This is a genomic window from Cryobacterium psychrophilum, from assembly GCF_004365915.1.
In the GTDB taxonomy this organism is placed as follows: Bacteria; Actinomycetota; Actinomycetes; order Actinomycetales; family Microbacteriaceae; genus Cryobacterium; species Cryobacterium psychrophilum.
In genome coordinates this window covers 1,382,248-1,402,992 of sequence record NZ_SODI01000001.1, presented here as the reverse complement: position 1 = coordinate 1,402,992, position 20,745 = coordinate 1,382,248, and the positions used below count along the sequence as shown (strand labels likewise).

The 20,745-nt window shown below is 65.8% G+C and carries 23 protein-coding genes; 13 read left to right on the top strand and 10 right to left on the bottom strand.

The genetic code is table 11. From position 1 onward, the window contains the following. Positions 1-1,148: 1,148 nt before the first annotated feature. Genes EDD25_RS06455 through EDD25_RS06435 form a run of 5 tightly spaced genes read right to left on the bottom strand, consistent with a single transcriptional unit; the run spans position 1,149 to position 3,433 of the window. The gene (locus EDD25_RS06455; RefSeq protein WP_134172560.1) at positions 1,149-1,763 is read right to left on the bottom strand and encodes a hypothetical protein; all 615 of its coding nucleotides are present in this window, start codon (positions 1,761-1,763) and stop codon (positions 1,149-1,151) included. After that, positions 1,760-2,338 carry an Asp23/Gls24 family envelope stress response protein gene (locus EDD25_RS06450; protein WP_134172559.1) on the bottom strand — a complete coding sequence of 193 codons (579 nt, stop codon included), beginning with the start codon at positions 2,336-2,338 and terminating at the stop codon, positions 1,760-1,762. The genes EDD25_RS06455 and EDD25_RS06450 overlap by 4 nt, the downstream gene beginning before the upstream one ends. Before the next feature lie 2 nt (positions 2,339-2,340). After that, on the bottom strand, positions 2,341-2,739 hold the full coding sequence (locus EDD25_RS06445) for a hypothetical protein (RefSeq protein WP_134172558.1): 399 nt from the start codon (positions 2,737-2,739) through the stop codon (positions 2,341-2,343). Next, a complete protein-coding gene (locus EDD25_RS06440) occupies positions 2,739-2,927 on the bottom strand; it encodes a DUF2273 domain-containing protein (protein ID WP_134172557.1) in 189 nt (62 codons plus the stop codon). Before EDD25_RS06440 ends, EDD25_RS06445 begins: the two co-directional genes overlap by 1 nt. Beyond that, positions 2,924-3,433, bottom strand: a complete 510-nt coding sequence (locus tag EDD25_RS06435) for an Asp23/Gls24 family envelope stress response protein (protein WP_134172556.1) — start codon at positions 3,431-3,433, stop codon at positions 2,924-2,926. The genes EDD25_RS06440 and EDD25_RS06435 overlap by 4 nt, the downstream gene beginning before the upstream one ends. A gap of 128 nt (positions 3,434-3,561) precedes the next feature. Between EDD25_RS06435 and EDD25_RS06430 the strand changes: the two genes are divergently transcribed. From EDD25_RS06430 to guaA, 8 genes are all read left to right on the top strand, one after another. Next, positions 3,562-4,137 (top strand): RNA polymerase sigma factor, encoded by a 576-nt coding sequence (locus tag EDD25_RS06430; protein ID WP_166671216.1) that lies wholly within the window; start codon positions 3,562-3,564, stop codon positions 4,135-4,137. Beyond that, positions 4,134-4,727: an Asp23/Gls24 family envelope stress response protein gene (locus tag EDD25_RS06425; RefSeq protein WP_241986269.1), complete on the top strand. Its 594-nt coding sequence runs from the start codon at positions 4,134-4,136 to the stop codon at positions 4,725-4,727. Before EDD25_RS06430 ends, EDD25_RS06425 begins: the two co-directional genes overlap by 4 nt. Next, positions 4,724-5,029, top strand: coding sequence for a hypothetical protein (locus tag EDD25_RS06420; protein ID WP_134172554.1), 306 nt, complete (start codon positions 4,724-4,726; stop codon positions 5,027-5,029). The genes EDD25_RS06425 and EDD25_RS06420 overlap by 4 nt, the downstream gene beginning before the upstream one ends. A 109-nt stretch (positions 5,030-5,138) precedes the next feature. Beyond that, positions 5,139-5,666 carry a cation:proton antiporter regulatory subunit gene (locus EDD25_RS06415; RefSeq protein WP_134172553.1) on the top strand — a complete coding sequence of 176 codons (528 nt, stop codon included), beginning with the start codon at positions 5,139-5,141 and terminating at the stop codon, positions 5,664-5,666. A gap of 3 nt (positions 5,667-5,669) precedes the next feature. Then, positions 5,670-7,148 (top strand): cation:proton antiporter, encoded by a 1,479-nt coding sequence (locus EDD25_RS06410; protein ID WP_134172552.1) that lies wholly within the window; start codon positions 5,670-5,672, stop codon positions 7,146-7,148. A gap of 5 nt (positions 7,149-7,153) precedes the next feature. Next, the gene (locus tag EDD25_RS06405; RefSeq protein ID WP_134172551.1) at positions 7,154-7,936 is read left to right on the top strand and encodes an SURF1 family protein; all 783 of its coding nucleotides are present in this window, start codon (positions 7,154-7,156) and stop codon (positions 7,934-7,936) included. Between the two features lie 9 nt (positions 7,937-7,945). Further along, positions 7,946-8,398: a DUF3817 domain-containing protein gene (locus EDD25_RS06400; protein ID WP_134172550.1), complete on the top strand. Its 453-nt coding sequence runs from the start codon at positions 7,946-7,948 to the stop codon at positions 8,396-8,398. Continuing rightward, entirely contained in the window at positions 8,395-10,014 is a 1,620-nt protein-coding gene (gene guaA, locus EDD25_RS06395) for a glutamine-hydrolyzing GMP synthase (RefSeq protein WP_479684279.1), read from the top strand. The genes EDD25_RS06400 and guaA overlap by 4 nt, the downstream gene beginning before the upstream one ends. Before the next feature lie 266 nt (positions 10,015-10,280). Here guaA and EDD25_RS17480 read toward each other — a convergent pair whose 3' ends face one another. After that, the gene (locus EDD25_RS17480; protein ID WP_166671215.1) at positions 10,281-10,436 is read right to left on the bottom strand and encodes a hypothetical protein; all 156 of its coding nucleotides are present in this window, start codon (positions 10,434-10,436) and stop codon (positions 10,281-10,283) included. A gap of 220 nt (positions 10,437-10,656) precedes the next feature. Between EDD25_RS17480 and EDD25_RS06390 the strand changes: the two genes are divergently transcribed. Then, positions 10,657-12,066, top strand: coding sequence for an aldehyde dehydrogenase family protein (locus EDD25_RS06390; protein ID WP_134172549.1), 1,410 nt, complete (start codon positions 10,657-10,659; stop codon positions 12,064-12,066). Between the two features lie 59 nt (positions 12,067-12,125). On the opposite strand, the gene EDD25_RS06385 is transcribed toward EDD25_RS06390, so the two are convergent. Together EDD25_RS06385 and EDD25_RS06380 are read right to left on the bottom strand one after the other, a co-directional pair. Then, positions 12,126-12,770, bottom strand: coding sequence for a DUF5134 domain-containing protein (locus tag EDD25_RS06385; RefSeq protein WP_166671214.1), 645 nt, complete (start codon positions 12,768-12,770; stop codon positions 12,126-12,128). Positions 12,771-12,801: 31 nt separating this feature from the next. Then, the gene (locus EDD25_RS06380; RefSeq protein ID WP_134172547.1) at positions 12,802-14,736 is read right to left on the bottom strand and encodes a primary-amine oxidase; all 1,935 of its coding nucleotides are present in this window, start codon (positions 14,734-14,736) and stop codon (positions 12,802-12,804) included. A gap of 134 nt (positions 14,737-14,870) precedes the next feature. On the opposite strand from EDD25_RS06380, the gene EDD25_RS06375 reads away from it, so the two are divergent. From EDD25_RS06375 to EDD25_RS06365, 3 genes are all read left to right on the top strand, one after another. Next, positions 14,871-15,467 (top strand): TetR/AcrR family transcriptional regulator, encoded by a 597-nt coding sequence (locus EDD25_RS06375; protein ID WP_134172546.1) that lies wholly within the window; start codon positions 14,871-14,873, stop codon positions 15,465-15,467. Between the two features lie 109 nt (positions 15,468-15,576). Further along, complete coding sequence (locus EDD25_RS06370; protein WP_134172545.1) at positions 15,577-16,539, top strand: AraC-like ligand-binding domain-containing protein; 963 nt, start codon at positions 15,577-15,579, stop codon at positions 16,537-16,539. A 130-nt stretch (positions 16,540-16,669) separates the two neighbouring features. Beyond that, complete coding sequence (locus tag EDD25_RS06365) at positions 16,670-18,175, top strand: APC family permease (protein ID WP_134172544.1); 1,506 nt, start codon at positions 16,670-16,672, stop codon at positions 18,173-18,175. A 71-nt stretch (positions 18,176-18,246) separates the two neighbouring features. On the opposite strand, the gene EDD25_RS06360 is transcribed toward EDD25_RS06365, so the two are convergent. Continuing rightward, on the bottom strand, positions 18,247-19,041 hold the full coding sequence (locus EDD25_RS06360; RefSeq protein WP_134172543.1) for a Bax inhibitor-1/YccA family protein: 795 nt from the start codon (positions 19,039-19,041) through the stop codon (positions 18,247-18,249). Positions 19,042-19,143: 102 nt separating this feature from the next. Then, positions 19,144-19,653, bottom strand: coding sequence for a hypothetical protein (locus EDD25_RS06355; RefSeq protein ID WP_134172542.1), 510 nt, complete (start codon positions 19,651-19,653; stop codon positions 19,144-19,146). Positions 19,654-19,688: 35 nt separating this feature from the next. Between EDD25_RS06355 and EDD25_RS06350 the strand changes: the two genes are divergently transcribed. Then, on the top strand, positions 19,689-20,702 hold the full coding sequence (locus tag EDD25_RS06350; RefSeq protein ID WP_134172541.1) for a glycerophosphodiester phosphodiesterase family protein: 1,014 nt from the start codon (positions 19,689-19,691) through the stop codon (positions 20,700-20,702). The last annotated feature ends 43 nt before the right edge of the window (positions 20,703-20,745 follow it).

Below are 20,745 nucleotides of genomic sequence, written 5' to 3'. Positions count from 1 at the left end.
TTTCGTGCCATCGGCCAGTCCCAGCGGGAGAAAGAGGGCCCGCACGCGCGCACCCGATCCTCACGTCGCTTTTCTGCCATGACAATGTCGGCGGTGGTTTTGCCGTTGGTGTACTCCTCCTTGAGGTACTTGCCAAGCCCGTCGAACTCACCCACCCGATTGATGCCGCGCCAGAAGAAGTCCACGTAGGCGATGAGCCCCCTCGCGTCATCGAAGCGCACCTGCAATTCAGGCGCCAGGAAGCCGAGCAGGAAGATGTGCGCCCGGCTAATGGATTCCCCTCCCGAATCGGACCGGGTGGAGGCGAATGCAACGGCGCGGTACGCCGCCTCCCGGCCGATCAGGCGCGCCGGGCCGGCGAGAGCATCCAGTGCCGACTCGAGTTCGTCGCGTGTGGCCAACGCACGCCCGGCACGCGGAAGATGAATGGTCTTGTCCATCATCGCGACGGCCTCCGCAAAAGGGAGCACCCTCGCCATGGCGACCGCCGTATCGGCAACGGGAGTGACGAAGAGGCCTCCATGCATCACCGCTGTGGATGCGATGCTTGGATGACGCACGACACCGTGGTGGGAACGCCCGCCGGACGCCGGGGCCGTCTGGATGTGGACATCCGTCGGCCAGTCGAAGGGCCGGGGAAGGCCCCAGAGGGCCGCCGCGGAATAGGGCGAGAAGACCGGAGGTTCGGCGCTCATCGCCGCGAACGCTCGGATTCGGCACAGGTAGCGTTCGGTCTGGTCCAGGGCTGCCCACTCGGTGGCGAACATGTACACTCCCTGCCGCAGCCGGGTCAGGTTCTTCTGCTCATACCCCGTGCGCAGTTCCTGTTCGAGGCCCAGCGCGGCCGCCTCCGATCGCAGCAGGAGCCCGTCCGAGCGTCGCAGGGCATGGAGCACGGGATTGGGTGCGGTTGGTGAGATCATGCAGCGAGACTGCCGCTTTCACACGCCCGCGACGCCTCCGGGTCGAGATCGGTGGATAACTGCGCGCGTGCAGTGACTGCGGGGGATCGGCGGCCACCGTTGCGTGCACCGGTCAGCGCTACGGTAACGGGTGAGCGCTACGGTAACGGGCGTAGCGAGGACCCACACGGGGCGCGGCGGTGAACGTCGCGGGGTGCCGGGGTTCGCCGTCGTGCGAACCGCGTGTCAGGTGATTCGACGTTGGTCGTGAGCGAGTTTCGACCTCAGGCCGGTATGGATCGACACATAGCTGGGGATATCGGCACCTGTCAGTGCTGCCAAGTTGTCGAGAAGGTGATCGACGTCATCCGTGATCTGCCGGGGGGAGGTGCTCTGGCGGGGTGTGACGCTGAGGTGCATCATCGGTACGCGGCGGATGTTGGCCACCGATACGCGGGAGAAGAGAATCTCGGGTCTGTGGTCCAGGGACTGTCGCAGCGCGTCGGAGATAAAGCCGGTATCGATGATGATCCTCCCGGCGGGGCTGTCCTGGCCGCCGGTGCGAACGAGCGAGTGCGTGTGTCCTCCGCCGAGCCGGGCCATGACGATGATCAACAGGACGATGAGCAGCACAATGGCGGCGAGGGAGCCGACAGAGACCCAACTGAGTGCGCTCTCCCCGACCATGGTCCCGCGTATCGCGTCGTCAACCCACGCTTGGGCGGACGCGGATGCGGCGGACCACCATTGCGCGGCCGCGGGCCAGGCGAAGACGGCAACGACTCCGGCACCCAGGACGAGGAAGATCAGGCCAATGAGCAGCAGCAGTGCGCGGTTCAGAAACCGGTTGGTGTGGTTCATGAGGGGGCTCCTTCGCGCTGCTTGGTGGGCCGCACCCGGGTGCTGATCGGTCGGACGAGCTGGTACGTGTCCAGCTCGGCGGCGACCAGATCCCGGATTCTGGCATCCGGGACGGGAAGGCCGGCGTCGGGAGCGACGGTGACGTCAACAACACGACGCGAAACGCCAATAGTGACGCGGTCGCGGGCGATGCCCGTGTGGTCGCTGAGGTGCTGCGCCAGGGCTGCGGCGATCACGGCATTATCGACCAGTACGACCCGCCCCGTGCGTACTATCTGGTGCTTGGGGAGCCTCCCCGGGGTGAGTGCGAGCAGGATGAACACGACCCCGACAATGGCCAGCAGCACCGCGGCGGTGAGGATCGCCCACACCGGCTGCTGATCGGGCAGGCCCGTTAACCAGTTGCCGGCCGCCATGGGCGAGACCAGGAGGCCGGGTTGGGCGAGAAGCGAGAGGACAATCTCCGTGCCGAGGTAGGCCAATGCCACGATGGCGAGGATGACGGCGATGGTCATCGCGACCGTGCGAGGAGAGTGAGTCTCTCGACGAATGACGCGTTGCGATGCGGCGCTCATGCTCATTTCACTCTCCGCTGCTCGCTGACGATCGCACCGGTAACGGTGATGTTCACACGGGTCACATCCCGCCCGGTGATCCGCTCGATTTGTTGTCGGAGGCTCGCCTGCGTTGCACTGAGGCGGTCCAGGACGGACCCTGTTGCCCGAACGGCGGTAGCGTCATCCAACGGCGGGATCGGCAGCGGGGACGCGACGGTCACGGCGATCCCCCCGGAGGCTGGGGAGATTCTCACGGTCACTTTGCTTCGGTCTACTCCCAGCGCGGCGGCGGATACTTCTTCGACGACTTTCTGGATGACCCGGTCGTGGACGACGGTGCGACCGGGGCGCAGCGTCACCCCGATGGTGGCGCGCGGCGGAGGCGCGCCACCATGCCGGGCAACGGTCTGCGTGTCCATTACGACGTGCGCCGGCCGCGGAACGCGTCCGCGAGCCCGCGGATGTCGACCTGTCCGGATACGAGGCGACCGACCAGCGCGCCGATGGCCATTAGCACGACAACCAGAAGGAACCCCCAGAACCCAAACAGAAGGATGGCGAATGCGAGGATCGCCCCGCACAGGATGCCGGTCACGGTGCCGCTCATGAGACGCGTGACTCCTCGGGTTCGCTCTCCTCACCAGGAAGGTGCACGTCGTTGACGGCAATGTTCACCTCGACAACTTCCAAGCCGACGAGGGTGTGGATCGCCCCGGCGACGCTCGCTCGCACGTTGTCACAGACCTCCTGGATCGGCGCCGGGTATTCGACGACCAACGTGAGATCGACGGCCGCCTGCGTTTCACCGACCTCGACCTTGATGCCCTGGCTGGGGTCGGTGGCGTTGAACGCGTCCCGCAGCGCGCCCATCGCGCGGGCGCCCCCACCACCGAGAGCGAACACGCCGGGAACGGCGCGGGCAGCAATACCGGCGACCTTGGAGACGACGCCTTCGGCGATGGTCGTCTTTCCGCTCGTCGAGGAGTCCATAGCCGTGCCAGACGAAGTGGACGCATGATCAACACGCGACATGGACGCTCCCGACGCCTTGGGGGTGCCGCTCTGCGCCGGCGAGGTGGAAGCGTCGGACGGGTTCTGAGTTTCGTTGGCCATGATTGCTCAATCTGTGAGAAGGGTAACCGACACCTTGTGGTGACGGATGTAAGCGGTATTCTCGCTCTACAGATAAGACGCGCGTCGACCCACATTTGTCACAAACTTCTCGCAGATTGGTTTCCGGTATGTTCTCCACAGGCGCGGACGGCACAGCCGACCCGCGGGAGGACGTGTCCGACGCAATGCTCGTAGGCCGCGCAACCGACGGCGACGTCTCCGCCTTCGAAACTCTGGTGCGCCGCCACGCCCCCATGATGCGCGCGTACACCGTCCGAATGCTCGGATCGGTCAGCGCCGCCGACGATGTCGTACAGGACTCCTTTCTCCTCGCCTGGAGACAGCTGTCTACCCTGCACGACCCCACCGCCGTCAGGGCATGGTTGATGAAGATCGCCAGCCGGCAGGCGCTCACGCGCCTCCGTGGGCGTCCAGCCGAGCGCGCCTTGCCGGAGCGAGAATGCGCCGTTCCGCCTGAGTCGCAACCCGAGAGCGTCGCGATCCGCAACGCCCAACTGAGGGCCCTCTCGGCAGCCTTGGAGGCGGTCAGCGAAGATCAACGGCAGTGTTGGCTGCTGCGAGAAGTCGCAGGCCTCAGCTACGAGCAGATCGCAGAGGAGCTGTGCATCAGCCCCTCCACCGCCCGTGGCAAACTGGCACGTGCCAGAGCGAATATTTACGCACAGATGAAGGGATGGCGGTGACCGAGAACACGCCCGCCACGTTGGAGTGCGGGAAGACGATCGAGGAGCTCAGCGCATACCTCGCCGCCGATCGCACGCCCCCGGACCCGGACATCGAGATATGCCCGGAGTGCCTCAGCGCGCTGGACGGATTGGACCGGGTTGCCCAACTCTCTCGAGACCTGATCGCCCGCGACATGGGCAGGCTCCCCGCCCCAACGGAGTCGTGGATCACGAGCATCGTCACGAACATCGCCCAGGAAGTGCGCGCCGGCCGCTCCCTGCCCCTGCACCACGACAACTCCCAGGTCACTCTGAGCATCACGGAGGGTGCCGTGCGTGCACTGGTGCGGTCCGTCGGCGATGACATCGACGGGGTCGTGATCGGCAGATGCCGCATCGACGGGGACGCAGAAACTCTCGACGCGCCCGTAGAAGTCACGATCACGGCCAGCATATTGTGGGGCCGCTCCGTGCAGGAACTCAGCCACGCTCTCCGCCAGCGCGTGCGGGAAGCGTTGTGGCAGCACACCGACCTGCGGGTCACCGCGGTGAACATCATCATCGACGACCTGCACGGATTCATCCCCGATCGTGAGGCCCCACAATGAGCACCCCACTCGACTCAGAGCACCTCGCTGCACGGATCCTGGCCATCTCTGGTGTCGCGGAGATTTTTCCGCTCTCACCCCCGATCAGCCAGCTCTCCGCAGCCGGCATCCGCGCCCGCAGTACCATCCGGCCGGACCGTATCGAGGTGAAGGAAACGCCCAGCGGTGCACGAATCACTGCGAAGATTGCGACCACCGCCGATCAGCCCGCCCGCGAAACAGCCCGACGAGTCGCCGACGCACTCCTGGCCGAGGCCGAACCCGATACAACCGTGAGCGTAAAGATAGCCCGCATCAGCTGACCTCGAGCGATCTGTACGAACAGCACCGGCCGGGCAGAGGCGGCGGGAGCGAGGTGGGGCATCCCCGGTAGAATGGGGAAACCATCCTTAAGCCTCAGGAGTTCTAACCATGGTTGATGTGCGGCGGGTCAAACTCCCGGGCGTTGGTGTGCTGCACACCTTCATCACGGATGACGGTGGCAAGGTCGGCGTTATCGCCCACCGCTCCGGCCACAGCGACCTCGTCACCTTTGCGGACGATGAGGGTGGCCCCGACGCCGCCAAGGTCTCCCTGCGCCTGAGCGAGGACGAAGCCCACACCCTGGCCGAGCTTCTCGGAGGCACTCAGATCACCGAGTCGCTCACCGCGCTCGACCAGATCCCGGGCCTCAGCATCGACTGGTTCACCGTCGACTATGAGGACCACATTGCCGGGCAACCCCTCGGAAATCCCGCCGATCGCGGCATTGCCGGACTCACCGTCGTCGCCGTGGTGCGCGGGGAATCCGCGAACCCGGCACCGGCCGCAGACTTCAAGGTGTTCCCGGGCGACACCCTCGTCGTCGCCGGATCTCCCGAGAAGGTTGCCAAGGCCTTTGCCTTCTTCCGCACCGGTGAGCTCAAGACCAAGATCGTCAACGCGCCGCCCGGAGGCTAGCCGATGCACTTGGGCGAAGACCTCATCGTTCTCGGCACTCTGCTCGTCGTTGCGTATATTCTCGGTCGGTTGGGCAAAGTCATCGGCCTGCCGTCGATCCCGATCTACATGATCGTGGGGCTGCTCGCCAGCCCGTACAGCAATTTCTTCCCGCTCGATTTTCAGTCCGGCGATATTGAACTCATCGCGGTCTTCGGGCTCATCCTGCTCCTGTTCAGCCTCGGGCTCGAGTTCGACCAGGAAGAATTCTTCGGCAACGCCAAGACCCTGCTCATTTCCGGTGGCTCGTGGGTGCTCATCAACATGGGGGCCGGCTACGTCTTCGGCATGCTTGTGGGTTGGGGCCCGCGAGAGGCGCTGGTGATTGCGGGCATGACCGGCACGTCATCGAGCGCCATCATCACGAAGCTTCTCATTGAGCTGCGGCGACTCGCCAACAAAGAAACGCCGATGATCCTCGGCGTCACCGTGGTCGGCGACATTTTCATCGCCATTTACCTCTCCATCGTCTCGGTCGTGCTCAGTGGCAAGACCGAGGTGTGGCCGATTGTGCTGCAACTGTCGATCGCGTTCCTCTTCCTTGTGGTCATGTTCTCGCTGGCACGCTGGGGCGGCCGCGTCGTGTCCCGGCTGGTGCGCACCAAGGACGACGAGCTGTTCACCATCCTGTTTTTCGGCCTCGTTGTTCTCTTTGCCGGCATCGGCGAGATCATCGGGGTAACGGATGCGATCGGTGCGTTCCTGATCGGCGTCGTGCTCGGCGCGAGCAGCTACCGCGCAAAAATCGAACGTGTGGCGGTACCGCTGCGCGACATTTTCGCCGCCTTCTTCTTTCTCAACTTCGGTCTCGCGCTCAATATCGCCGAATTCGGCTCGGTCATCCTGATTGTGGTCATCGCCGTGGGCATGACCTTTGTGCTGAGCCTCGGCACCGGAGCGCTGCTCGCCTGGCTGCACAAGATGGGCCCGCGGGAGGCCCTCAACACCGCCGCGATCTTCGTGAACCGCGGGGAGTTCACCCTGATTCTCGCGACACTCAGCGTGAGCGCCGGGCTTGATTCGCGACTGCAGCCCTTCGCCGGGCTCTATGTGCTGGTCATGGCCATTCTCGGGCCGACGTTCGCGGGCAACTCCGAGAAGATCGGCGCGCTGCTCCGCGGGAGGCGGCCGGTGATCCCTCGTCGCCGACGCAACCGCATGCTTGACGAGGAGATAGCCCTCGTTGAGGCCGTGACCGAGGCCCAGGCCGCCGAGGCGCGCGCCCACGATGAACCGGAAGACACGCTCACGGTCACGCGCGGCACGGCGACGACGGAGCCCGCAGCATCCGTGCCGGATTCCCTCGACGCGGCCATGACCGCCATGCTCGAATTCGTCGAGGACCGGCCGGGCCCGAAACGTCCGAAACCGCCAGGGTCAACGTCCGACGTGGACCCCCTGGACAAACCGGCACCAAAACCACGAACGGGTGACTACACGTGATCGAGATGATGAGACGCCCACGGTGGGTTCTCGCCCTGCTGCTGGCCCTGGCGATAGCGGCGGGCTTCGCGGTGCTGGGGCACTGGCAGCTCGCTCGGGCCATTGAATCCGGCGTGGTCGTGGAACGCTCGACCGAGGTCGTGCAGCCGCTCACCGACGTGGTGCAGCCCAGCCGCGCGTCGACCCAGGTGTCCACGGGGCAGATGGTGACGTTTGAGGCCACCGTCGTGCCGGGTGACGAGCAGCTCATCAGCAAGCGCTTCAACGGTGACGAGTTGGGGTTCTGGGTCGTGAGCCATTACGTCACCACGCCGGATGCCGCCCACATCGCGGTAGCGCGCGGTTGGTCGGTCGACGAGGCCGGTGCGCGCGCCGTGATGGACGATCTCGCGCAGGATGCCGCCACGCCCGTCACGATTACGGGTCGCTTTCTGCCGGGCGAGGCTCCTGAGCTGCCCGACGCGGCCGGCCCCTCCAGCGTGCAGACGACGGTGGCGCCGTCGGCGCTCATCAACCTGTGGGCCAATTTCACCGACCAGCCCGTGTTCACGGGGTACATCGTGGATGCGGTGGCCCCGACCGGTCTCGCCACGATCGACTCCCCGGTTCCGGAGATCGGAGCCTCCCTCAACTGGCTCAACATCTTCTACGCGATCGAGTGGGTCGTCTTCGCCGGATTCGCCGTGTTTATCTGGTTCCGTCTCGTGCGCGACGCCGTCGAGCGCGAGCAGGAAGACGTGGAGGAGGCCGAGAAGGACGCTGCGGAAGCTCTCACCTCCGGCACGTAGAATTAGAGCATGCCTCGTTTACCCAAGCCCGCCGATATACCCAAGATTCCCGGTGCGCTCCGGCTCTACCAGGTGTCATCCGTCATTACGGGAGTGTTTCTGCTCCTGCTCTGCGCCGAGGTGATCGCCAAGTTCATCTACGGCTATGAGGTCGAGATGAATGGCGAGAACGGTTTTCTCGCACTGGTTCCGCGCGGAACGGTGGCCGCGGTCAACGTGAGCACCGCCATCCTCATCATGCACGGCTGGTTCTACGTGCTGTACCTGTTCGCCGACTTCCGCCTGTGGAGCATGATGCGCTGGCCGTTGTGGCGTTTGGCGCTCATGGCCCTCGGCGGCATTATTCCCACCCTGTCGTTCTTCCTTGAGGGCCCGTTCAGCCGCACGGTCAAGCGTTGCCTCGCCGAGAACGACGTGAATGCCGCAGCGCTCGCTGCAGAAAGTGCCGAGGCCCGTTCATGAGTGCCACTGACATAACAACGGATGCCCCGGCGATGGCCACCGCATCGGGCATCGACCGCCCGGTGCTCGTGGTGGACTTCGGTGCCCAGTACGCGCAGCTGATCGCCCGACGTGTGCGTGAGGCATCCGTTTATTCCGAGATCGTGGCGCACACCATCACGGCCGCCGAGATCACGGCGAAGAATCCGCTCGGCATTGTTCTGAGCGGTGGCCCGTCGAGCGTGTACGCCGAGGGCGCTCCCGCCTTCGACGCCGAGATCTTCGACCTGGGCATTCCCGTGCTGGGCATTTGCTACGGGTTCCAAGTGATGGCGACCGCCCTCGGTGGCACCGTCGCCCACACCGGCGCCCGCGAATACGGCTCCACCCCGGTGACCGTGAGCAACTCGAACAACGTGCTGCTCGCCGACCAGCCCGCCGATCAGACCGTGTGGATGAGCCACGGCGATTCGGTGGCCACCGCGCCGGCCGGCTTCACTGTGCTCGCCTCCTCGAGCTCCACCCCCGTCGCCGCGTTCGCGAATGACGAGCGTCGCCTGTACGGCGTGCAGTGGCACCCCGAGGTCAAGCACTCCGAAAACGGCCAGCACGTGCTCGAGAACTTCCTGCACCGCGCCGCCGGTATTCCCGCAGACTGGAACAGCGGCAACGTCATCGCCGAGCAGGTCGCCAAGATCCGCGCCCAGGTGGGCACCGGCAAGGTCATCTGCGGCCTCTCCGGCGGGGTCGACTCCGCCGTGGCTGCCGCCCTCGTGCACAAGGCCATCGGTGACCAGCTCGTGTGTGTGTTCGTTGACCACGGACTTCTGCGCCAGGACGAGCGCCGCCAGGTGGAGGAAGACTATGTCAAGGCCACCGGCATCCGTCTCGTGACCGTCGATGTGCGTGAGCAGTTCCTCACCGCGCTCGAGGGCGTGAGCGACCCGGAGACCAAGCGCAAGATCATCGGCCGCGAGTTCATTCGCACCTTCGAGCAGGCTCAGGCCGAGCTCATCAATGAGGCCGCCGAGATCGACGGCGACCCGATTCGTTTTCTTGTGCAGGGCACCCTGTACCCCGACGTCGTCGAGTCCGGCGGCGGCAGCGGCACGGCCAACATCAAGAGCCACCACAACGTGGGCGGGTTGCCCGAAGACCTGCAGTTCGAACTCGTTGAGCCGTTGCGAACCCTGTTCAAGGACGAGGTTCGCGCCATCGGCGCCGAGCTGGGCCTGCCGGCGGAGATCGTGCAGCGTCAGCCGTTTCCCGGACCCGGCCTGGGGATTCGCATCGTCGGTTCGATCAACCGGGAGCGTCTGGACCTGCTGCGCCAGGCGGATGCGATTGTGCGCTACGAGCTGACGGAGGCCGGTCTCGACCGCGAGATCTGGCAGTGCCCGGTCGTGCTGCTCGCCGACGTGCGCTCCGTGGGCGTGCAGGGTGACGGTCGTACGTACGGACACCCGATCGTGCTGCGCCCCGTGTCGAGCGAGGACGCCATGACGGCCGACTGGACCCGGCTGCCGTACGACCTGCTGGCCAGGATCTCCAACCGCATCACCAACGAGGTGCACGGTGTGAACCGCGTTGTTCTCGACGTCACGTCGAAGCCGCCGGGCACGATCGAGTGGGAGTAAGGTCGCGCTGATGTCGTCGTCAGCGCCCCCACGCGCTGGTCGAGCCTGTCGAGACCCCCTGGCGTGACCGAAGGACCGTCTCGAAAGAGGCGGTCCTTCGTTGTAGGGGTGGGGCGCAGGCACAGCGGCGGCTGCCGCGGCACCCGCCCGGCCCGCGGCACGCGGTGGAGCCCACGCGGCACGTCCTGCGACCCGGGGCACGCGTTGGGCCTGGTGCCACGAGTCGGAACAAGTGCCAGCGCCGCTGGCGGCTTTTCGATCCCCGGCTAGTCCTTGGGGGCGCGGAAGTAGCGGCGCACGGCGATGATGACGATGCCCGTGAGCGCGCCGACCGTGATGACGGCGCTGACGACGTAGCCGACGGTGGCCGTGGTGCCGGCGCCCTCGCTGAGGAGCAGTGCGGGTAGTTCCGTGAAACTCATACGTCTATTCCACCACCGTTGGCCCGGTCTTCGAAACCGCGGACGTAAAACTACCTGAGCACCGGTCGTGGTCGGTGCTGCACCCGGCACGGAAATTGCCGCAGGTGAGCCCGATGTGATCGTGCGGCCACCGGCAACCGTCGCGCACGCATATGCAAGTGGATGCCCGACGCCCGTGACTACGGTTGAAGAAAACTACCGGACTCACTGTGGAGGACACATGAACAGCTTCGAGAGCCTTCTCGCGACGATCACGCCGACGTCAGGACCGACGAGAGAGATTCTCGATCCTGCGACCGGGGAACTGGTCGGCTCGGCCCCCATTCACACCATCGATGACCTCGACCGGGCGGTTGCGGCCGCCGTGGCGGCCCAGCCGGCCTGGGCGGCGCTGGGGCACGCAGCCCGCAGCGAAACCCTCATGCGGGTGGCGGACGCGATCGACGCTGCGGCCGAGCCGCTGGCCGAACTTCTCTCCCGCGAACAGGGCAAGCCCCTGAACGGTCCGAACGCCCGCTTCGAGCTCGGCGGGGCCTCCGCGTGGCTGCGTACGGCCGCCAGCACGCCGCTGGAGACCGAGGTCGTCGTCGATGACGATTCAACGCACGCCGTGATGCACTATCGCCCGATCGGTGTGGTCGGCGCGATCGGCCCGTGGAACTGGCCGATGATGATCACGATCTGGCAGATCGCCCCGGCGCTGCGCATGGGCAACGCTGTCGTCGTCAAGCCGTCCGAGTACACCCCGCTGAGCGTTCTCGCGCTGGTCGCCGTGATGAACCAGGTGCTGCCGGCGGGTCTGGTCACCGTCGTCTCCGGTGATCGCGAGGTCGGGGCGCGCCTGTCCTCACACCCTGACATCGGCAAGGTCATGTTCACCGGGTCGACCGCGACCGGCAAGGCCATCATCCGCAGCTCCGCCGACACCGTCAAGCGACTCACGCTCGAACTCGGGGGGAACGACGCCGGGATCGTGCTGCCGGATGCCGACCCGACCGCCATCGCCGAGGGCCTGTTCTGGGGAGCCTTCATCAACACCGGTCAGACCTGCGCCGCACTCAAGCGTCTCTATGTGCACGACGACATCTACGAGGACGTGTGCACGGCACTGACCGCGGTCGCCGCAGCCATACCGATGGGCGTGGGGGTCGACGAGAACAACCTCCTCGGCCCGCTGCAGAACAAGGCGCAGTTCGACATCGTCGCCGGCCTCGTCGATGCTGCGAAGGCATCCGGTGCCCGAGTGCTTCTCGGCGGCAACCCCGTTGCCGGAGCGCCCGGGTACTTCTACCCGACCACCCTCATCGCTGACATCGACAATGACAACCCCCTCGTGGCCGAGGAGCAGTTCGGCCCCGCGCTGCCGATCATTCGCTACAGCAGCGTCGACGACGCCATTGCGATGGCGAACGGCGTGGACGTCGGCCTGGGCGGTTCGGTCTGGTCCGCCGACGTGGCGAAGGCGCGTGAGGTCGCCGCACGTATGGAGACGGGAACCGTGTGGATCAACTCGCACGGCGGTGTGCACCCGATGATCCCGTTCGGTGGCTCGAAGCAGTCTGGTTACGGCCTCGAGTTCGGCGTCGACGGTCTCAAGGCGCTGGGCGTGCCGCAGGTGATCAACGGCTGAGTTCCACGATTGCCGTTTGATGGCCGGGACCGGGGAACCGGTCCCGGCCATCTGTTCGCCTAGACGGCGAACATCACCACCATCGCCGCGGCACCCACGAGTTCGGCGGCCAGGTCGGCACGGTGAAGCCGCCCGTGGCGCACGCCGGAGGTGGCGCCGTGACCGCTCCGGACAGACCGAACGAGACGCGTGGCCCACCAACCGACGGCGACCGCGAAGAACACCACCCCGAGAGCGCCCAGGTCGAGCGTCCACCCACCCACCGGCAGACTGAAGGCCTCGTCGTGCTGCGCATGCGCGGCGGCCAGCTTTTCGCCGGTCGCCTGAACAGCGCTCGCCGCGGGATCGAGAACACCGGCCGTGATCATGGAGGCAGCCATGAAAGCCGTGGCCGCCATCATCGTGCCGTGGTAGAGGCACGTGGCGCGGCCGGCTCGTCCCGCGCAGCTGGCGCGGGACGAGGGATGAACCGTGGCCTGGATGGCGAACCACCAGGTGGCGGCGGCGAAGACGACAACGGTGGGAAGCACGGGCCAGGCCGCTCCGGACAGCATGGCCAGCATGGTGCCCGACATCAGGGATTTCAGCCCGAAGTCGATACGGGCATGCGGTGACGGGCTGCCGGCGGCGCGCGCGAGTGAGTACAGGAGCGCCGCCAGCAACAGCACGGAGACGGCGGCACGGAGAACAACATTGTCAACCATTGCGACCTCGGGTCTCGGTGCTAAGGGTGGCTCAGCAGGGGCAGTGACCGTCGTCGGCCGGCGTGTTTGCCGGAACATCGAGCACGGGGCTGCGGTCGAAGAATCCCTCGGGTCGCAGCTTGAACCCCGCCGTGTCGACCGGCATGATCGGCCAATCCTCGACGCGGGGAAAGTGCGTCAGACCAAACGTGTGCCACACGACGATGTCCTGGCCGTCGATGTCCCTGTCCTGTTTCACGTACGACGGCAGCCCGGCCCCTCCAGCATGCTGGTTGACGAAATCACCGGTTGGGTAACGCTCCGTCTCGGCGAAGCGGGTGACCCACAGGTCCTTCGTGGCGAACGCGGCACGCTTGGCCACGGAGGAGTCCGCGTCCGCGAGCAACGTTGGCTGCCCTTCGGGATAGAGCTTGTAACCCACGGGTTCGCCCAGACGGTTGAGGCTGCTCGGGTTGGAGATGAGCCAGGTGCGCCCGCTGCGCATGTCCGCCTCGCGGATGGCTTCGGATTCCCGTGCCAAAAGGGTGCGCTTGCGGGAGAACGCGTTTCCTCGCTCGTTTCCCACACCCATGGGCACGCGTACAGCCTCCTCTTCTTCGACGCGGTTGCCCAGCCCGTCGATGGCCATGTCGAGGCGGGCGCTGAACAGGTGCTGGTGGAAGGGAGCGCCCAGGCCCGGGGCGAGTTCGGAGGCGTAGGGGTAGCCCTTGCCCGGGTAGGCGCTCGTGAACACGACGCCGGTTGCTTTGGCCTCGAACTCGATCGTGCCGTCGAGGTACAGGTACCAGTAGAAGCCGTAATCGTAGTTGCCCACGGTGGTGAAGAACGAAATCACGAGGCGGCGATTGCGCCTGGTGTAGTCGATGCCGCTCCACAGATCGCTGTGCTTGGCCAGGACGCCCCAGTCCTCTTCGTGCATGCAGATGCCGTTGCGGATCTCCCGCGGGTTTCCGAAGCCGTCGGTGATGACCGGGCTCAGATACGTGATGTCTCCCAGGCAATCGCAGCCGAGTTCGAGTGAGTTGGCGTACTGGCCGACCAGGTACTCGCCGGTGTCGAAGTAGTTCTGCCAGGACCGCACGGGTGCCGGGTCGCCGTAGGGGACGACCATTTCGGCGATGGAGGCGCGACGGATGATCGGGCGCCGCACTCCGGCGTCGTCGAAGCCGATGTTGTGCAGCACGACGCCTTCTCGGACGTCAAAGCCCACGTCGAGGCTCCACTTCTCCCACTCGATGTGGTTGCCCCCCGTCACCGTGAAGCTCGGGCCTTCCGGTTGCGTGATGCTGATGGGCTTGAGGGTGTCACGCAGCGGCCCGGTGAGTGCGGGGTCAGTGTAGTTGCCGTGCTCGGCCGGGATGGGAACGACGCCGTAGTCAATGACCTGGTCGACGGTCTTGCCGACGACGTCGACGTAGGCCACCAGCCCGTCAATCGGGTGCGCCCAGGCGCTGTCCTCGGGAAAATTCTGCACGAAGGCGAGACCGCGAAGAATACGCCGCCCCTTCTCCTCCGGGTACTCGAATACGCCGGCCGACAGCGGGGCCACACGCACCGTTGCCACATCAAGGCCTCGTGCGGACAGCGCCGCGAGCCAGCGCTCATCCTGGGAGAGGATCTCTTCGACGCTCCCGAACTCCTCCTCGAGGACCGGCAATTCGCCCATCGTCCCGGTGTCGAGCGACATGATGGATTCCACGGTTCCCAGGGTCGCCGACACGGTGACGTCCGTGGGGGCGGAACCGGAAAGATCGTGCAGGAAAACCCGAAAGCGGCGGTCCACAGTGAGGGCCTCGGTGCCGCGCGGGGGATCGAGCAGCCCAAGGTAGGCAACCCGGACGCTGTCGCCGAGCAGGCCCGCCTCGGAGAGCACCGTTCGTACCTGGAGAACCTCGGCGGCTGTCGGGAGCGCGTACGCCCCCGCCGCGGTCGTTGTGGGGGGAGTGGTAAGCGATGCGGAGGTCATGGGTACCCTTTCCGGACTGTCATAGGCCGAATTCACGTATTTTTCTATGGTTGTAGAAGAATAAGGCTCAGTAAGCTCGGAAGGCAAGCATCCATTTGCCGGAACGGATTGCGCACCGCCGCAGAAGGGACACAATGCCGAAAGTTGTCAATCACGATCAGCGCCGCACCGCACTGGTCGAAGCCACCTGGCGCATCATCGCCCGGCTCGGTATCGAGGGCACCACCATGCGTCAGATTGCCGCCGAGGCGGGATTCGCCAATGGCGCGCTCAAACCGTACTTTCCCACCAAAGACGACCTGCTCTCCTTCGCCTTCGGCCACGTCTTCGGTCAGACCAGCCAGCGGATGCTCGACGTCACGGCCGACAGGACCGGTCTCGCCCGGCTGCGCGCCTACTGCCATGAGATCCTCCCGCTCGACGACACTCGCATCAGCGAGGCGCGGATCGTCATTCCCTTCTGGCAGCGGGCGCTCACGGATCCGGCCAAGGCGAACCTGCACAACATGGCGATGCAGGAGTGGCGTCAGGCACTACAGGCATGTCTGACGCAGGCGCGGGAGGCCGGTGAAATCCACACGACGTTAGTGGACGACGATATTGTCGGACACCTGATGACGGTCGTCCTCGGGGCCCAGATCACGGCGTTGCTCACCCCGGCGGAGCATTCACCGGAGCGGCTGATCAGCCAGCTGGACGGCTACCTGAAACTGCTGGTTTCGGGCGACTGAACACCATCCCTTTTTTCGACGTGTGTCGAAAATAGGTGACAATTGCCGCCATCGCGACTATGTTGCTGTCAATGCGAGTACGCGTAACGGCAAAGGAGCTCCCGTGAAAATGGTGATCGAATCCGCCACCACCTTCGGGGGCTTCGAGCCTGTGCGGAACGCCCGTGCCGACACGTTCGCGCACTGGCGCACGCTGGTCTCCGACTCCTTCGTGCCGCTTGACGTGCGTTCGGAAGCCGACGAATTCAGCGGCACCCTCCGTGCGAGAGTGCTCGACGAGTTGTCGATCGTGGAAGTGACGGCCACCGGGCACCAGGTGCTGCGCACGCCGGCCCTGATTGCACGGTCGGAGCGGCAATACTTCAAGCTCAACCTGCAATTGTCCGGTCACGGCATCCTGGTCCAGGACAACAGGGAGGCGACACTGCGCCCCGGCGACATCGCCGTGTACGACACGAACCGGCCGTACACCCTGGCCTTCGAACAGGACTTTCGCACGCTCGTGCTCATGTTCCCCCACGATGCACTCGACCTCCCGGTAGATTCCGTCGCCCAGCTCACCGCCGTTCGGATGGCCGGCGACGTGGGCCTCGGTCGCATGATCAGCCCCTTCATGGTGCAGCTGGTCGAGAATCTCGAGGCGCTGTCCGGCGCGACCGGCCACCGGCTGGCGTACAACGCCGTCGACCTGATCGCCACGATGTTCGAGAACGAGCTCAGCATTCGCCGCCAACCGATACCCGGCACCCACGCCGATATGCTCGCCGTCACGCGCAAATACATCGAAGCCGAACTGGGCGATCCTGGACTGTCTCCGGCCGGGATCGCGGCGGCACATTTCATTTCCACCCGGCACCTGCACAGTGTGTTCCATGAAGCAGACACCACGGTGTCAAGCTGGATCCGGCGCCGGAGGCTGGAGCGCTGCCGTCGCGACCTGCGGGACCCGATCCTGGCCGACCGCCCCATTGGTGCCATCGCGGCCCGTTGGGGCTTCCTGGATGCCGCCCACTTCAGTCGAATATTCCGGGCGGCCTTCGGAGAGCCGCCCACCGCCTACCGGCGCGGTTAGCCCGCTCCCCGTCGTGAGGTTTCGCTGAACGTCAAGTTTCGTTCCCGCAACGCCAAGTCTGTGACGGGATTGTCGACCAGAGTCGTAGTACTGGCTCTCGTGCGAGGGAGCCGCTCAACGAGGAGCACACATGACAACTACACCCACCACGCCACAGGCGGACGCCTCATCATCCCTGCGAACCGGGCGCCTGGGCGTCATCGGCATCGTCTTCTTCGTGGTCGCAGCTGCGGCCCCGCTCGTCGGCATGACCGGCGCCGTTCCGGTTGCGATCGTGCTCGGCAACGGTACCGGCGCCCCCGGCGCCTATCTCGCCGTCGGCCTGACGCTCCTGCTCTTCAGCGTTGGCTACGCCGCCATGAGCCAGCGGGTCACCAACGCCGGTGCGTTTTTCGCCTACATCGGTCGCGGGCTGGGCAAGCACCTCGGCAGCGCCTCGGCCTTCGTGTCGATCCTCGCGTACCTCGCCATTCAGCTGGCCATCTATGGCTTCTTCGGGGGACTCATGTCCGCCCAGGTGGGGCTGCTTCCCTGGTGGGCCTGGACGCTCCTGGCCTGGGGCGTTGTCACCCTGCTCTCCCTGCTCAGCGTGGACGTCGGGGCCAAGGTACTCGGACTGCTCATGCTGCTCGAACTCGCCGCGCTGGTCGTCACGGCGGTGGCGATCCTCGTGGATGGGGGCCCGGAAGGACTCAATTTCGCGGCGTCCTTCAGCCCGGGGGCGATCATTGCTGGCGGGCTCGCGGGATCGGCGGGCATCGCGTTCGCGTTCGCGTTCGCCTCGTTCATCGGCTTCGAGGCCACGGCAATCTATGGGGAGGAATCGAAAGACCCGAAAACGGTTGTGCCGCGGGCGACCTATCTCGCCGTCGGCGTGATCACGGTTCTGTTCGCCATGACCGCGTTCGCCATGGTCACCGGGCTCGGTGCCTCCACGGTGGTGGAGAGGACGGTGGAGCTGTCAAGCCTGGACGGGGTGCCGCTGGCCGATCCGGCCGCCGTGCTCTTCGGCCTCGCGACCCAGTACGTGGGACCGTGGATGGCGACGGTAATGGGCATCCTCGTGCTGTCGAGCCTGTTCGCCGGGTTGCTGGCCTTCCAGAACGCCGCCGGTCGGTACCTGTTCGCCCTCGGGCGCGGCGGTGCGCTGCCCCGGCCGCTCGGCCGCGTCAACAAGCGCGGGGCCCCGAGCGCGGCATCGCTCGTGACCTCGGCCGTGACCGGCGCTGTCATCATCACGTTCGCGCTCTTCCAGCTCGACCCGGTGCTGAACCTCTTCTACTGGTTCAGCGGGCTCGCCGTGGTGGCAATCGTGCTCATTGAGATCCTGGTCTGCATCGCGGTCATCGTCTACTTCCGCCGGAATCGGGGTTCGGAAAACCTGTTCCAGACCGTCATCGCTCCGGTACTGGCCGCCGCCGGACTCATCATGGGTGAGTACCTGTTGATGAGCCGCTTCGGGCTGCTCGCCGGCACCGTCGTCGAGGGTGTGGACCCGACGGTGACGGCGTGGGGGTTGAGTCCCCTGGGCTGGGTGCTCGTGAGCCTGCCGTTCGTTCTTCTGCTGGTCGGGTACCTCTGGTCGGCGCTGTCGAGAAGCGAGAACGAGGCCCTGGTCAAGGACGTACTGTCCTGAGAGATGCTTCGGTAAGCATGGGTACACGAAAGCGGGGCCGGTCCAGATGGACCGGCCCCGCTTTCGTCGTTCTAATCGCGAGCGATCGCGAAGATGCGCAGCATCTCGATGTAAAGCCACACGACCGTGAGCACGATGCCGAAGGCGGCGCTCCAGCCGTACTTACGCGGAACACGGTTGTTCACGCCCTTCTGCACGAAGTCGAAGTCGAGCACAAGGGAGTACGCGGCCATCACCACGGCGAGCACGCCGATGATGAGCCCGAGCGGAATGCCGAAGAACTCCTGGCTGCGCAGACCGAAAGCTTGGTCGGTCCCGCCGAAGATCATCATGCCGACGTTGATCAGCGAGAAGACGCCGTAGCCGACCATCGCGATGGTGAAGACCTTGGTGGCCTTCTTCGACGCGCGAATCTTGCCGCTGCGGAACAGCGCGAGGGTCACGCCGACCACCACGAGGGTGGCCAGTACGGCCTGCACCACAACGCCGGGGTACATCGCCTCGAAGATATTGGAAATGCCACCGACGAAGAGTCCCTGCGCACCGGCGAACATGAGGATGAGCGGAGCGGACGGCTCCTTCTTGAACGTGTTGACGAGTCCGAGCACGAGTCCGATGATGGCACCCGGGATCACCAGGATCGGGGCGATCCAGCCGATGGCCGCCGCCACGAGCAGCAGCGCGAAGCTGAGGCCTGTCTTGCCGATGGTGTCTTCGTATGTCATGCGGTCGGTATTCTGCGAACCTGCCGAAGGCTGGTCGTACATCGTCTGCAGGTCGTTATCGGAAAGAGCCTTCGACGACGCCAATGCGCCCGGAGCGCCGAACGCGGCGTTGCGGGAGAAAGCGGGGTTGGAGGATGCCATGGGGTACGTAACTCGCAATCAGCTGTGGTGTTCGGGGCGCCCGAAAATGGGCGTGCCTCCAACCTATCCGAACCGGCATGGAATGTGCTGGGGATCAGCTGCTTAGCCGGTGACAGTGCGCAGCTCGGTGCGCGTGCGCAACCAATTCTCCATCCACACGGACAGCCAGGCTCCGGCCACGGTGGCGATGGTGCCAAGGAGGAGCGCCAGCAGGTTCTGGTCATAGTGCGATAGTTCGGTCTTCACGCCCACACTCGCCATGACCGGCAGCAGGATCGTGACGTAGGTGGCCAGCGGTCGGCGTCGCACGAGCAGCCAGCCGCCGAGCAGGATCGTGAACGCGCCGACGAAGTCCACGCCACCGAGCAGAATCACGCCGGCGAGCAGGCAGGGGAACAACACGACCAGACGGCGCCACAGCGGGCCGGGCAACAGCATCCAGCCGATGCCCTGAACGAGGGGGCCGATTGCCAGAAACCACAGGCTGTAGGTGCTCGACAGGCTGGTGGCTCCCACACCGAGGCAGACGAGCAGCAGCCCCCCTGAGAGTCGAACCGGCGAGCGACGCCAACCGTCGCGGGGGGAAGGCAGGGGCTCTGTCCAAATGGTCACGCACCGATTGTGACAGGTGCGGCTAGCCTTGGTAGATGCACACGTTGGTCATCGGGCACCGCGGGGCCAGCGGCTACCGCCCCGAGCACACTCGGGCGGCCTACGATCTGGCGTTCGGGCTCGGTGCCGACGCGGTCGAACCCGACGTTGTCGCCACCCGGGACGGCGTGCTCGTGGTGAGGCACGAGAATGAGATTTCCGGCACAACGGATGTCGAGGCCCGGCCCGAATTCGCCCACCGCCGCACCGAGAAACTCATCGCCGGCGCCCACCTCACCGGCTGGTTCACCGAGGACTTCACCTGGGCGGAACTGGCGACGCTGCGCGCCCGCGAGCGCATGCCGAAGACGCGCCGCTCGAACGCGAGTTTCGACGGGGAGCAGCCGATTCTGCGCCTGAGAGACGTGTTCGCGTTGGTCGACGCCGCGGCCGAGAGCACTCCGCGACCCCTCGCCGTCGTGGCCGAGATCAAACACGCCACCTACTTCGCGTCGATCGGGCTTCCCCTCGATGAGCTGTTCGCCGCCGAGGTTGAGGCCGCGGGCTGGAATGATGGCCGGCTCGTGACGGAGAGCTTCGAAGTTGGCGTGTTGAGCCAGCTGGCCGCGCGCGGCATCCGGGGGAATCGAATCTTTCTGCTGGAGAACGAGGGCCAGCCGCACGACGAGATTGCCCGCCATGGCACCGAGGGCGCGCACTATGCGCACTACCTCACGCCCGGCGGCCTGGCCGGCCTCGGCGAGGCGGTGCAGGGGGTGAGCGTACACAAGTCCCGCATTCTGAAAACGGATGCCGCCGGAAACGTCTCCGGCGCCACGACCCTGGTCGACGAGGTGCACGCGGCGGGACTCACCGCGTTCTGCTGGACCCTGCGCCCCGAGAACCGGTTCCTGGCGCAGAGCTCCCGTCGGGGCGGCCGCGCGTCGCACTGGGGCAACTGGCAGCAGGAATTTCGCACGATTCTCGGAAGCGGGATCGACGGAGTCTTCGCCGACCACCCCGACCTCGCCGTGCACGTGCGCGACGCGCCGAAGCCCGGCCCCGAGTAGCCAATACAAGTCTTCCTGAGCCCGCGTCGGGGGCATCGCCTAG

Coding starts and splice junctions, on each gene's coding strand:
- EDD25_RS06455 (WP_134172560.1), bottom strand. CDS start 1,763: ATGAACCACACCAACCGGTTTCTGAACCGCGCACTGCTGCTGCTCATT.
- EDD25_RS06450 (WP_134172559.1), bottom strand. CDS start 2,338: ATGAGCGCCGCATCGCAACGCGTCATTCGTCGAGAGACTCACTCTCCT.
- EDD25_RS06445 (WP_134172558.1), bottom strand. CDS start 2,739: ATGGACACGCAGACCGTTGCCCGGCATGGTGGCGCGCCTCCGCCGCGC.
- EDD25_RS06440 (WP_134172557.1), bottom strand. CDS start 2,927: ATGAGCGGCACCGTGACCGGCATCCTGTGCGGGGCGATCCTCGCATTC.
- EDD25_RS06435 (WP_134172556.1), bottom strand. CDS start 3,433: ATGGCCAACGAAACTCAGAACCCGTCCGACGCTTCCACCTCGCCGGCG.
- EDD25_RS06430 (WP_166671216.1), top strand. CDS start 3,562: ATGTTCTCCACAGGCGCGGACGGCACAGCCGACCCGCGGGAGGACGTG.
- EDD25_RS06420 (WP_134172554.1), top strand. CDS start 4,724: ATGAGCACCCCACTCGACTCAGAGCACCTCGCTGCACGGATCCTGGCC.
- EDD25_RS06415 (WP_134172553.1), top strand. CDS start 5,139: ATGGTTGATGTGCGGCGGGTCAAACTCCCGGGCGTTGGTGTGCTGCAC.
- EDD25_RS06410 (WP_134172552.1), top strand. CDS start 5,670: ATGCACTTGGGCGAAGACCTCATCGTTCTCGGCACTCTGCTCGTCGTT.
- EDD25_RS06405 (WP_134172551.1), top strand. CDS start 7,154: ATGATGAGACGCCCACGGTGGGTTCTCGCCCTGCTGCTGGCCCTGGCG.
- EDD25_RS06400 (WP_134172550.1), top strand. CDS start 7,946: ATGCCTCGTTTACCCAAGCCCGCCGATATACCCAAGATTCCCGGTGCG.
- guaA (WP_479684279.1), top strand. CDS start 8,395: ATGAGTGCCACTGACATAACAACGGATGCCCCGGCGATGGCCACCGCA.
- EDD25_RS17480 (WP_166671215.1), bottom strand. CDS start 10,436: ATGAGTTTCACGGAACTACCCGCACTGCTCCTCAGCGAGGGCGCCGGC.
- EDD25_RS06390 (WP_134172549.1), top strand. CDS start 10,657: ATGAACAGCTTCGAGAGCCTTCTCGCGACGATCACGCCGACGTCAGGA.
- EDD25_RS06385 (WP_166671214.1), bottom strand. CDS start 12,770: ATGGTTGACAATGTTGTTCTCCGTGCCGCCGTCTCCGTGCTGTTGCTG.
- EDD25_RS06380 (WP_134172547.1), bottom strand. CDS start 14,736: ATGACCTCCGCATCGCTTACCACTCCCCCCACAACGACCGCGGCGGGG.
- EDD25_RS06375 (WP_134172546.1), top strand. CDS start 14,871: ATGCCGAAAGTTGTCAATCACGATCAGCGCCGCACCGCACTGGTCGAA.
- EDD25_RS06370 (WP_134172545.1), top strand. CDS start 15,577: ATGGTGATCGAATCCGCCACCACCTTCGGGGGCTTCGAGCCTGTGCGG.
- EDD25_RS06365 (WP_134172544.1), top strand. CDS start 16,670: ATGACAACTACACCCACCACGCCACAGGCGGACGCCTCATCATCCCTG.
- EDD25_RS06360 (WP_134172543.1), bottom strand. CDS start 19,041: ATGGCATCCTCCAACCCCGCTTTCTCCCGCAACGCCGCGTTCGGCGCT.
- EDD25_RS06350 (WP_134172541.1), top strand. CDS start 19,689: ATGCACACGTTGGTCATCGGGCACCGCGGGGCCAGCGGCTACCGCCCC.